The organism is Maribacter sp. UBA3344, assembly GCF_002362375.1.
Taxonomy (GTDB): Bacteria; Bacteroidota; Bacteroidia; order Flavobacteriales; family Flavobacteriaceae; genus Maribacter; species Maribacter dokdonensis.
Genome location: NZ_DERI01000009.1, coordinates 190,039 through 202,954, shown reverse-complemented (window position 1 = coordinate 202,954; position 12,916 = coordinate 190,039). Strand labels below are relative to the sequence as shown.

The following is a 12,916-nucleotide window of genomic DNA, read 5'->3' as shown; positions in this document are numbered from 1 at the left end:
CTCATTAGGTGTTTTATAAGAACACCCTTAAACATACTTTAGAAGTATAATTAAAACAACCGCATTATGAAAAGCACATTAACAATTACCGTAAAAGAACCCTGCAAAGAAAAATTTAGTAATTTTAGTACAACTGAAAAAGGAGGATTTTGCCAAAGCTGCGAAAAAGAAGTTATAGACTTCACCAAGTTTTCAGATAAAGAACTTGTACGTTACCTAGGTACTACAAAAAAGAAAACTTGTGGAATGTTCAAAGCCTCTCAACTGAAAACCTATGAAACCAATTCTTTACACGTTATGAACAGTTCAATGATACATAAAGGCATAGCTATGATGGGTTTTTCATTATTAGCTCTTTGCGCAACAGAAGTTAAAGGTCAAGAATCTGCGAGTATTCAGTCCCCAACAGAAGTGGTTTCCACAGATGTAATGGGCGATATTTCATACGTTGAGACAATACAAGAAAAACATACAGTGACCGGTACTATAGTAGATGAAGCCAATGAGCCGCTACCGGGAGTAAATGTTGTTCTAAAGGGTACAGCAATTGGTACACAAACAGATTTTGATGGTAATTTTGAATTTCCGCAACAGCTGGTAGAGAATGATGTATTGGTCTTTAGTTTTATTGGTTACGAAACCAAAACTTACAAAGTAAAGGCTAATGAAAACGCTAATATTAATCTGAACATTTCTTTTGACACTTATGATGTTGAACTAATGGGCGAAGTGGTTATAGGCGGTGCATATTCCAGCAAAAGAAATATTTTTCAGAAAATTGGAGATATTTTCAGAAAATGAGAATTAGCCAATTGCTATTCATGTTGTTATGCACTATAACGTGCATTGCCCAACGATCGGATTTTCAGGAAATCGATTTTACTAAAGCCGATAGTATTGCGTTGAAATACAAAGGTGCAAGTCTAAAAAACATTCCTGTACTTACCCACAATCTAACCTCTTCTTTACAAACCGATGTAGAAAAGATCAGGGCAATCTATACGTGGATAGGAACCAATATTGAAAATGATTATTCGTCATACCTTAAAATAAGCCACAAAAGAAAAAGGCTTGCTAAAGACAGGCAAGCCTTTCTAGATTGGAACACTGGCATTACACCAAAAATATTCAAAGCCTTATTGGAACATAAAATAACTGCCTGTACAGGTTACGCTTATTTGGTTAAGGAAATGACCAACCTGGCAGGATTTGAATGTGATATTATTGATGGCTACGGACGAACCCCCACCTTACTTTTAGATGAAGATAGCTCCCCTAATCATTCATGGAATAGGATAAAAGTGAATAATAAATGGTATTGGTGCGATGCAACTTGGTCAGCAGGGGAAACTATTATTCTTAACGGTGAACCTATGTTTAACCCAGATTACTTTGATGGATATTTTTTTGCGGACCCAGAATTATTCTCTAAAAACCATTTCCCTATAAATACAGCTAAGAAAGACACTATAAATACCAAAACGTTCAAATCATTTATAAAAGCACCAGTTGTGTATAAAGAAGCTTTTATTGAGCCAATAATTTCAATTGCGCCAAAGAACATGCATAACCAAATTACCAAGGGAACCAGTGTATCGTTCAAATTGAAAGTCCCCGATGATTTCAATGAAAATATACATCTTCTGTTAAATAAAGGAGGTGGTCAAAAAGTTATAGAACCCACCATTACCAAAGAGGAACGCGAAATCATTTTACAACATACGTTTGATAAAAAAGGAAGCTATGATGTACATATATCTACCAAAGACTATCTTGTAGCAACCTATGTAATCAAAGTAAAATAAAGCACTTTAGGGCAAGCCCATGAGGCATTTAAAGAAAACAAACTTTTAAATTTGAGCCAAGCCTCCGGGTATTATACCCTTTGGCGGTGCCAATAAAATTACTCCGGTGGATACTTACTAAATATCTTATCTACTACCGCTTGTAATTTTTCTGATTTTTCTTGAGGTGAATCCCCTTCACGAAACGGACTTTCACTTATTGCCTGCCAAATAAGAATATCCTTGTTCGCATCAACAAAATCAATTTGCAGTTCGCGGGTAAGTTTAGGTCCACCTACGGGTATGCCAATGGAAACACCACCACCTACTCTACCGCCTCCGCCGCCAAGGCCTACACCAACGTTGTTTCCAGATTGGGATCTAAAAACACTACTTTTAATATTGATAAAAACATCTGGCTCTTCTGCAAACATGTAACCTTTTTCACCGAGGGTGGCATCTAGGGCATCCATGAGTCTTTTTTCGTCCAATTCGCTTAAGCCGGTTTCCATATCACCAAAATAGTTATAAGTAGAATAGGAAGAAAAATCGGTTTGGCCATCATAATCATAATTAACCCTTGCCACACCGCAAGAAGTCAAAACAACCAATAAAGCACCAATTAAAATTGTTCTCATAACAAGGTATTTTCTTAAAATTAAAGAAAATATAAGAGTAAACTATCTTTTTACACAGGTATTCGACTAAGCGTTAATCATAGCCCAAAGTTTATCTTTTAATTCTACTATACCCATTTGGGCAACTGAAGATATGAACATAAAAGGTGTATCGCCAAACTCAGTATTGAGCTCTGCCTTCATTTCGCTCATTAATTCATCGTCCAACATATCACTTTTAGAAATACAGATAAGTCGTTCCTTATCTAACAATTCCGGATTATAGCGGCGCAATTCATCCAACAAAATTTCATATTCCTTACTGATGTCTTTACTGTCTGCAGGAATTAAAAACAATAAATTAGCATTACGTTCTATATGTCTTAAAAAATAATGGCCCAAACCTTTACCTTCTGCGGCACCTTCAATAATACCAGGAATATCTGCCATTACAAAACTTTTGAAATCACGGTACTCCACAATCCCCAAGTTTGGTTTTAAGGTGGTAAACTCATAGTCCGCAATTTTTGGTTTTGCAGAGGTAATTACAGATAATAAAGTTGATTTCCCCGCATTTGGAAAACCTACCAAACCAACATCTGCCAATACCTTAAGCTCAAGTAAAAATTCGCCTTCCAAACCATCTACACCTGGCTGTGCATATCTTGGTGTTTGGTTGGTGGCCGTTCTAAAGTGCCAATTACCTCTACCGCCCATACCACCTTCCAAAAGTATTTTTTCTTCGCCATGTTCCGTAATCTCAAAAAGGATTTCTTTGGTTTCAAAATCCTTTATCACAGTACCTAACGGCACATCTAAATAAACATCCTCCCCATCTGCACCGGTACTTCTGCTCTTACTACCATGTGCCCCATGACCTGCCTTAAAATGCTTTTTGTATTTAAAGTTCACCAATGTCCAAAGGTTTTCATTACCGCGAACAATAATGTGACCTCCACGACCACCATCACCACCATCTGGACCACCTTTGGTAATAAATTTTTCACGGTGCAAATGCACAGATCCCTTACCTCCTTTACCAGAAGCCAAACTTACCTTAACATAGTCTACAAAATTACCTTCGGTCATTAGTATCTTTTCAGTTCAAAATCCTTGCCGATTACATTAAGACAAGGTTCTTATTATTTTATATCCTCTATCACTTTGGTTAAACGTTCGGTAATTTCTGCAATTGTACCTATTCCGTTTACACTATGAAATTTACCCTGCGCTTCATAGAACTCTTTTACAGGCGTGGTTTTTTCGTTGTATTCGTCAAAACGATTTCTAATCTTGGTAACATCTTGATCATCACTACGACCGCTTACTTTACCCCTTTCCAAAAGGCGCTCTATTAAAATTTCATCATTTGCCTCTAAAGCAATAGTAGCGTTAATGCCCATATCTTTAGACTCTAAGAAATTATCAAGTGCTTCGGCCTGTGCAGCAGTTCTTGGGAAACCGTCAAAAATAAAACCATCGGCATCTGGGTTTTTCTCTACCTCGTCCTGTAGCATTTTAATTGTAACCTCATCTGGCACCAACTCACCTTTATCAATATATGATTTGGCCAAAGTACCTAACTCCGTTCCATTTTTGATATTGAATCTAAATACATCTCCAGTAGAGATGTGCTTTAAATTATATTTCTCCTTTAAGAATTGTGCTTGTGTGCCCTTGCCGGCTCCTGGCTTACCAAAGAGTACAAGATTGATCATATGTTTTTGGTTTAATTGGTATACTTCTTTTAAGTTTCTTCCTTGCTCGTTGTAATCTAGCCCATATCCAACAATAAAACTATCTGGTATGGCCAGTCCGAAATAATCTATGGCGTACTCCCCTTTGTAAACATCCGGTTTATAAAAAAGACTGGCGATTTTAAACTCTTTTACCTTCGTCTTCGAGAACAAATGCACAAGTTGCTGCAAGGTACGCCCGGTATCAATAATATCCTCTAAAATGATAACACTTCGTCCTTCAATATTATCGGGCACATCCAATAAGGTTTCCACTATGCCCGTTGAAGTTAAACCCTGGTAGGAGCTCAATCTTACAAAAGATACTTCACATGGATGCTCATAAGCCTTTAAAAGGTCAGAAACGAACATAAAAGACCCGTTTAGAACACCAACAAAAATAGGCACCTCATCTTTATAGTCTGCCGCTATTTGATCTGCCACAGATTTAACGGCCTGCAAAATTTCAGACTCGCTAAGAAAAGGTTTGAAAAACTTATCGTGAATTTGTATCAATTTTCATAGATTATCAAGGTTTGCAAAGATAAGGTATTGCCTTGTGTTTTTAATTAGAAAGGAATTGGTTTCTAAGATTTAACCGTATTTTTGTAACACTTAAGGCATTTTATTACTTGCCAAAAGCACAATTATATGAATTATTTTTCTTCAGATTTCAAATTAGGCATTTTAGGAGGTGGTCAACTTGGTAAAATGATGCTTTACGAAACCCGAAAATGGGATTTATTCACAAAAGTTTTAGATGCATCGGCCGATGCCCCAAGCAGAATGTCATGCAATGAATTTGTACAGGGCAGTCTGTTAGATTTTGATACGGTCTATAATTTTGGAAAAGATGTAGACATACTAACGATAGAAATTGAAAATGTAAATTTAGATGCCTTAGAAAAATTAGAAGATGAAGGTGTAAAGGTATACCCACAGCCTAAGGCTTTGCGTATTATTCAAAATAAAGCAAAACAAAAATTGTTTTATGTGGATAACAATATACCTACCGCAGATTTTCAGCGGTTTGCCTATTTGAGCGAAATTGAGGATAGTGTTGGGAACGGAGGATTAAAATTTCCTTTTGTTTGGAAAGTAGCTCAATTTGGATATGACGGACAAGGTGTTAAAGTAGTTAGAAGTTTAGCCGATTTAGAAGGATTACCTACCGGCGAATGTATTGCAGAAACCATGGTGCCGTTTAAAAACGAATTAGCCGTAATTGTTTCTAGAAATGCGGAAGGAGAAATAAAAACCTACCCTGTGGTAGAAATGGAGTTTCACCCAGAAGCCAACCAAGTGGAATATGTAATTTGCCCTGCACGTATTGATGATAAAGTTGCAGATAAGGCAAGGGCTTTAGCACTTAAAGTAGCCGACAAAATAGGCTTGACAGGATTACTTGCCGTTGAAATGTTCCAAACCGAGGATGATAAAATTTTGGTGAACGAAGTAGCCCCAAGACCTCACAATAGTGGACATTACAGTATTGAAGCAAGCTATACCAATCAATTTGAGCAGCACATAAGAAGCATTCTTGGTCTTCCATTAGGGAATACAGACAGTAAAGTAGCCGGGGTTATGGTAAACTTAGTAGGTGCCGAGGGCCACACGGGTAATGTCGTCTACAAAAATATAAACGAAATTTTAGCTATGGAAGGTGTTACCCCGCATATTTACGGAAAAGCACAAACCAGACCATTTCGTAAAATGGGTCATGTAACCATAGTAAATTGTGATCTCAATAAGGCAAGAGCTATTGCCGAAAAAGTAAAGGAAACAATTCAAGTGATTTCAAAATAGATAACATGAGTAAAGTAGCCGTAGTAATGGGCAGCACAAGTGATATGCCCGTAATGCAAGATGCCATAGATATTTTAAAAGGTTTTGATATTGAGGTAGACGTAGATATTGTATCTGCCCACAGAACACCCGAAAAATTGTTCGATTTTAGTAAAAACGCACATACCAATGGCTATTCGGTAATTATTGCAGGTGCCGGTGGTGCTGCACATTTACCCGGGATGGTAGCATCAATGTCCCCGTTACCCGTTATAGGCGTACCTGTTAAAAGCAGCAATTCTATTGATGGTTGGGACTCTGTACTTTCTATACTTCAAATGCCAGGCGGTGTACCAGTTGCTACCGTAGCATTGAACGGAGCAAAAAATGCAGGTATTTTAGCTGCCCAGATCATTGGTAGCTCAGACAAATGTGTATTGGACAAAATCATTCTTTACAAGGAAGGTTTAAAGCAGAAAGTAATAGATGGCGCTAAAGCTGTAAATGGCAATACTTAAAATATTAGGAATGCACTAGCTTCGTTATTAATTAGCCAACATTTCACAAAGCAAAACATATGAACAAACCAACCATTGTTTGTATTTCTATAGCTATTTTATTAACGCTCATTCTTTTTATTTATAAACGTAGATTTCACACTAAATACTTAAAACTGTTATTTCGCTTTTTTAGTACATTTCTACTCTTATACTTACTTATTCAATTTTTAGTTTTTATTCGTTGGGAATATTTTGTTCCATCAAACACAAGTAATGATACTGCTAGAAATTTTGCTTTTCTTACAGGAGCTGTTTTTTCATTTACGATATCATTCGTAATTTTATTAATCGATTTTCTCATCAAACTTCTGAGAAACAAAAAAACTTAACATACGGCAATGAATCCATTATTATCCCCATTTGACACCGCTCCATTTTCAAAAATAAAGAACGAGCATTTTAAGCCCGCATTTTTACAATCTATAGAAGAGGCAAGAGCGGAAATAGATGCCATTACAGAAAATACAGATGCACCTACATTTGAAAACACCATTGAAGCCCTAGAATTTTCGGGTCAGCAATTGGATCGCATTTCAAGTGTATTTTTCAATTTGAATTCCGCAGAAACTAATGAAGAGATTCAAAAAATAGCTCAAGAAATTTCTCCGCTTTTATCTGAATTTGGCAATGACATTACTTTGAACGAAGCACTTTTTAAAAGAGTTAAAGCCGTGTACGACCAAAAGGATAATCTGGAACTTACTGTTGAGCAAAACACACTTTTAGATAAGAAATATAAAAGTTTCAGTAGAAACGGCGCCAACTTATCTGAAGATAAAAAGAAACGTTTACGTGAAATAGATGCCAAACTAGCGAAATTGAAATTGACTTTTGGCGAAAATGTACTTGCCGAAACCAATAAGTATCAATTACACCTGACAGATGAGTCTGATTTAGATGGTTTACCGGAAGGGGCAAAAGAAGCTGCTGCACAATTGGCAACTTCAAAAGGCAAAGAAGATGGTTGGTTGATCACCTTAGATTATCCTAGCTATATTCCGTTTATGAAGTACGCCAAAAACCGCGCATTAAGAAAAGAACTTTCATTGGCTTTTGGTAGTAAAGGTTTTCATAATGATGAATTGGATAATCAAGAAAACGTGCTAGAAATAGCCAAACTACGCTTTGAAAGAGCCAATTTGTTAGGCTATAAGACCCATGCCGATTTTGTACTGGAAGAACGTATGGCAGAGACGCCAGAAAAAGTACATTCCTTTTTAAATGAATTGTTAGAAAAAGCAAAGCCAGCTGCAGAACGTGAGTTTAAACAATTAGAGGATTTCGCCAAAAAATTAGACGGAATTGACCGACTTGAAAAATGGGACAGCAGCTATTACTCCGAAAAATTGAAACAAGAGCTTTTTAATTTAGACGACGAGAAACTAAAGCCATATTTTAAATTGGAGAATGTCATCAATGGCGTTTTCAAAGTAGCTGAAAACCTATTTGACCTTCAGTTTGAAGAAGTAAGCGACATTGAAAAGTATCATGACGAAGTAAAAACATATAAGGTTTATGATTCCACCAAAAGTTTTATTTCCTTATTCTATGCAGATTTCCATCCCAGAGCAGGAAAACGCGGTGGTGCCTGGATGACTTCCTTTAAAAGCCAATGGAAGCGTAACGGAGAAAATGTGCGTCCGCATATATCCAACGTGTGCAATTTTACACCCTCAACAAAAAGCAAGCCTTCATTACTGACTTTTAACGAGGTTACTACCTTATTCCATGAATTTGGACATGGCTTACACGGCATGTTGGCGAACACTACCTACCCTAGCCTATCAGGAACTTCTGTATTTTGGGATTTCGTAGAATTACCTAGTCAGGTTTTAGAAAACTGGTGCTATGAAAAAGAAGCTTTAGAACTATTTGCCAAGCATTACGAAACTGGTGAAACCATACCGATGGAACTGGTTGAAAAAATAAAAGAATCTGCAACTTTCCAAGAAGGTATGCAGACGCTACGTCAGTTGAGTTTTGGGTTATTGGATATGTCATGGCACGGAATAAACCCAACAAGCATTACCAATGTAAAGGCTCATGAAGATGAAGCATTTAAAGATACCAGTCTATACCCAGACACCCCTGAGACTTGCATGAGCACAGCTTTCTCCCACATTTTTCAAGGCGGATATTCATCTGGTTACTATAGTTACAAATGGGCAGAAGTGTTAGATGCAGATGCTTTTGCCTATTTTAAGGAAGAGGGAATTTTCAATAAAGAGGTTGCCACCAAGTTTAAAGACCATGTACTTTCACAAGGAGGCACAGAAAATCCTATGGTGCTTTACAAAAGATTTAGAGGTGCAGAACCTAAAGTTGAGGCATTATTAGAACGTGCCGGTCTACTTACCAGTTAACATACTGAAACACTTTATAACAGCTATTAAAATATATAATCAACATGTATTTTAATAGCTGTTCTTTTACCAACATGTGCATGTAGTAGGCTTGAAAACATGTACCGTAAAATATATGTGCATTAAGGCCTACAGCCTTCTAAAAAGGCCTAATAATTATAAAAACATACTCTTTTTCAAATATTTAAGCATTATATTGTAAGTATCAATACCAGAATTTACAACCACTGTTTATACCACACGTCTTAGTCGGCCATTATTAAACACTTTTTGAAATGGAGAAAGAGAACACTCTTTTAGAAAAGAACAAACTATTTTCAGCAACCAAAAAAGTTGCTCAAATTGGTATATTTCAGTTAGACTTAACATCCAATTCCGTTTATTGGAACGATGATTTAAAAGAAATTCACCAAGTCCCTCTTAGCTTTTCTCCATCAATAGAGGGATTATATGGCAATTGCACTAACGTATTTCAAAAAGAACTCCTTTTCAATTTGCATAAAGAAGCTATTAATGAAGGCATACCATTTGAAATATCTTATGAAATTCTAACAAAACAAGGCCAAAAGCGCAATTTGCGCACTACTGTTCAACCTATTTTCAAAGCTGGGCGTTGCACTAATCTTCACGGAACTACGGTAGAGGTTTCTCAATTTGAAAATTCAAATATTGAAACGGTTCAATATACAGAGCAATTAAATACCGCGGAAATTCTAGCAAATTCAGGATCGTGGAAATGGAACATTATCACAGATGAATTAATTTGGTCCGATAATTTCTATACTATTTTTGACCACAAAAGAGATACTCCAATATCATATGATGTCTACTTGAATTATGTTCACAAAGAAGACAGAAAAAAAATTTCCGCCAAGTTTGAAAGTGCATTAAAGAATAAAATATTTCCAGAATCTATATACCGTATTCAATTAGCAGATGGCATCATAAAAACCCTTAACTCTTCAGGGAAAGTCATAATTAATGAAAAAGGCGATGTTGTTTCCTTAATGGGCACCTGTCAAGATATTACAGAGCAGGTAGCTAAAGAACAAGAATTATCTGAAAAAAAACAACAATTAGAGCTTTCTGAAAGCATTAATAAAGCAGGTTCATGGCAATTTACAATAGCAAATGGAGAATTTAAATGGTCAGACAATCTGTATACTATTTTCAACCTGGGTATAGGTGAAAAAATGAATTTTGAAAAATTAAAAAAATTCATTCATCCAGAAGACATAGGACTTATTAAAGAAAAACTTGAAGAAACAATCAAGGAAAAGAAATCTCACACTTTTACACATCGTATTATTTTAAAAAATAATACAATTAAAACAGTTAGGGTAGTCTCAGATGCCTTAACTAATGATAAAGGCGAGGTTGTAGAGTTAATAGGAACCACACAAGATATAACCAAGAGATTGGATGTTGAAAAAGAATTAAAGGAAAAAAATCAGCTGTTAGATTTTGCCGAGAATTTGACAACCATGGGTTATTGGAAATACAAACCGGAAACAGATGATGTGTTTTGGTCAGACAACTTATACACCATATTTGATATTCCAAAAGAGAAAAAGATAACTTTTGATACTTATTTTGATAAAATTCATCCAGCGGACAAAGACATTATAAAAACAAAAATAGACCAATCTATTAGCGAACATAAGTTCCACGATTATACCCATAGAATTATTACGGACAATAACATCATTAAGACCGTTCAAATCTTAGGTAAAGCCACTTATAATGCACAAGATGGTTTACAAGAGCTTTTAGGCGCCTGCTTAGACATTACAGAAAACCAAACCAAAGAATTGGTACTTGCTCAAAAAAACCATCAGCTGAACAGTGCCGAAAAAATGGCCAAAATCGGTTATTGGCATTGGAATACCGCCTCTAATGAAGTGTATTGGTCAGATAATTTACATGCTATATATGGTCACGATAAAAACAAACCTCTAAATTTTGAAACCTATATAAGTTATATACATAAAGATGACCGTGCAGCTATATCCACAAAACTTTCAAATGCCATAATTGCCGGTGATTTTCCAAATTCCACTTATAAAATTCAATTAAATGATGGTTCAATAAAAACGATAAAATCCATTGGTAAAATAGTTAGAAACCAAAATGGGGAAGTTCTTGAAATGTCAGGAACATGCCAAGATATAACTAGCCTTATAAGAACCGAAAAAGAATTAAAGGAAAAAAACCGTTTACTTTCTGTATCCGAAGAAATGGCAATGATGGGATCCTGGAAATGGAATCCAGGCACTGGGGTCTCAACTTGGTCAGACAATCTTTACCAGATCTACGGTATAGATTTACACACTCCAATTACAATTGAATTATTTTTATCTAGAGTACACCCTAATGATGTGGATAAAGTTAATAATCACATTGCCAAAATTCTAGAAACACGCAAAAGTGAGAAAATATTAACCTTTCGTATAATAAAAGGTGCTAACTCAATTCGATCTTTAGAATTAATCGCTGAAGTCATAGAAGATAAACATGGAAATATTTTAGAATTAATTGGATCTACACAAGATGTAACCGACAAGGTTAAAGCCCGTAAAGAGATTAAAGAAAAGAATCAACTTCTATCCTATGCTGAAGAAATTTCCAACATGGGATCTTGGCATTGGGACTTAGATCGGGATATTTTAAAATGGTCAGACAATCTGTATAAAATTTATCGTTTAGAATTAGACGCTACCATTAACATGGAAAAGTTTTACTCACAGATACACCCAGACGATATAGCCCAGGTTAAAACGTTAATTACAGAATCCATCAATGGTAACGAGAAAATTAAATTATTATCATTTCGTATCATTTTAGACGATGGTACAATTCGCTCCATTGAATCACGAGCCGAAACTAAAAAAAATCATTTAGGAAAAGTCGTTGAAATGGTAGGCACAGCCCAGGACATCACCGAAAAGCTAAAAATTGAAAAAGACATATTGGAAAAAAACCATATGTTAAATTTTGCAGAAGAGCTGGCAATGATCGGATATTGGCAATTAAACGTCGGCAATGGCTCTTTTATATGGTCCAATAATATGTATAGAATTTTTGGTTTTGAAATGGGCATTACCATGAATTTTGATTTGCTCTTATCCCATACACATCCAGCAGATCGAGAGTTAGTAATGCACAAAAAGCAAAATGCCATTGCTACCAAAAAATTTGAAAAATTCACACAGCGCATCCTACATGAGGACGGTGAAATACGGTTCAGCGAAATTGTCGGCAAAGTCATTACCGACAAGGAAGGCAACGCCACAAAAATTATTGGATCAAGTAGAGATATTACCGAAGAAATTTTAGCCCAGCAAAAGATTCTGGAAACCAATAAAAATTTGGAAGAATCTACTATAAAACTTACTGCCCAAAACAAACAGTTAGCAGAATTCAACCAAATAACATCACACAACCTGCGTGCTCCGGTAAGCAATCTAAATGCTTTACTGAAGCTTTATAACAAAACGCAAAGTGAAGGTAAAAAAATCGAAATATTTGAAAAATTTGAAATTGTAATAGAACGCCTTACCGAAACCTTAAACGCTCTAGTAGAAACCATTACCATAAAAAAGAATGGTGTTGAAATCATGCCTAAATTAGAATTTGAACAAGTATTGCTCAAAACAAAACAAACACTAGCAGCAACTTTAATAGAAACTAAGGCTAAAATAACTTATGATTTCTCTAAAGCTAAAAACGTAGATTACAACCCTATTTATTTAGAAAGTATATTCTTAAATTTAATAAGCAATGCCATAAAGTACAGATCACCTGATAGAGTTCCGCAGATTTTCATCACTTCAAAAAAAGATAATAATAGAACTGTATTAGAGTTTAAAGATAATGGCTTAGGTATAGATTTGAAAAATCATGGCAATAAGTTATTTGGACTTAACCAGGTTTTTCATAAGCACCCAGAATCAAAAGGAATAGGACTATTTATAACTAAAGCACAAGTATTGGCTATGGGAGGATCAATAACCGCAGAAAGTGACGTTAATATAGGTTCAACTTTTATTATAACACTAAATTAAAAACAAA

General features: G+C 35.6%; 9 protein-coding genes. 6 read left to right on the top strand and 3 right to left on the bottom strand.

From position 1 onward, the window contains the following. The first annotated feature begins 66 nt into the window (after nucleotides 1-66). Both B2Z27_RS05970 and B2Z27_RS05965 read left to right on the top strand, forming a co-directional pair. Nucleotides 67-801 carry a carboxypeptidase-like regulatory domain-containing protein gene (locus tag B2Z27_RS05970; protein WP_286812926.1) on the top strand — a complete coding sequence of 245 codons (735 nt, stop codon included), beginning with the start codon at nucleotides 67-69 and terminating at the stop codon, nucleotides 799-801. After that, nucleotides 798-1,805 (top strand): transglutaminase domain-containing protein, encoded by a 1,008-nt coding sequence (locus tag B2Z27_RS05965; RefSeq protein WP_286812924.1) that lies wholly within the window; start codon nucleotides 798-800, stop codon nucleotides 1,803-1,805. Before B2Z27_RS05970 ends, B2Z27_RS05965 begins: the two co-directional genes overlap by 4 nt. A 98-nt stretch (nucleotides 1,806-1,903) precedes the next feature. Here B2Z27_RS05965 and B2Z27_RS05960 read toward each other — a convergent pair whose 3' ends face one another. The 3 genes from B2Z27_RS05960 to B2Z27_RS05950 all read right to left on the bottom strand — a co-directional run bounded on the left by B2Z27_RS05960 (nucleotide 1,904) and on the right by B2Z27_RS05950 (nucleotide 4,653). Continuing rightward, a complete protein-coding gene (locus B2Z27_RS05960) occupies nucleotides 1,904-2,422 on the bottom strand; it encodes a DUF4136 domain-containing protein (RefSeq protein WP_286812923.1) in 519 nt (172 codons plus the stop codon). A 66-nt stretch (nucleotides 2,423-2,488) separates the two neighbouring features. Then, nucleotides 2,489-3,490, bottom strand: a complete 1,002-nt coding sequence (obgE, locus tag B2Z27_RS05955) for a GTPase ObgE (RefSeq protein ID WP_286812922.1) — start codon at nucleotides 3,488-3,490, stop codon at nucleotides 2,489-2,491. 53 nt (nucleotides 3,491-3,543) lie between these two features. Then, nucleotides 3,544-4,653, bottom strand: coding sequence for an adenylate kinase (locus B2Z27_RS05950; RefSeq protein ID WP_210708748.1), 1,110 nt, complete (start codon nucleotides 4,651-4,653; stop codon nucleotides 3,544-3,546). A 135-nt stretch (nucleotides 4,654-4,788) separates the two neighbouring features. Here B2Z27_RS05950 and B2Z27_RS05945 point away from each other — a divergent pair, with 135 nt between their 5' ends. The 4 genes from B2Z27_RS05945 (at nucleotide 4,789) to B2Z27_RS05930 (ending at nucleotide 12,909) form a co-directional block, all read left to right on the top strand. After that, nucleotides 4,789-5,943 (top strand): 5-(carboxyamino)imidazole ribonucleotide synthase, encoded by a 1,155-nt coding sequence (locus B2Z27_RS05945; RefSeq protein ID WP_286812921.1) that lies wholly within the window; start codon nucleotides 4,789-4,791, stop codon nucleotides 5,941-5,943. Nucleotides 5,944-5,948: 5 nt separating this feature from the next. Beyond that, a complete protein-coding gene (gene purE, locus B2Z27_RS05940; protein ID WP_071341315.1) occupies nucleotides 5,949-6,440 on the top strand; it encodes a 5-(carboxyamino)imidazole ribonucleotide mutase in 492 nt (163 codons plus the stop codon). Nucleotides 6,441-6,820: 380 nt separating this feature from the next. Further along, nucleotides 6,821-8,845: a M3 family metallopeptidase gene (locus B2Z27_RS05935; RefSeq protein WP_286812920.1), complete on the top strand. Its 2,025-nt coding sequence runs from the start codon at nucleotides 6,821-6,823 to the stop codon at nucleotides 8,843-8,845. Nucleotides 8,846-9,120: 275 nt separating this feature from the next. Next, on the top strand, nucleotides 9,121-12,909 hold the full coding sequence (locus B2Z27_RS05930; RefSeq protein WP_286812919.1) for a PAS domain-containing protein: 3,789 nt from the start codon (nucleotides 9,121-9,123) through the stop codon (nucleotides 12,907-12,909). Nucleotides 12,910-12,916 lie beyond the last annotated feature (7 nt).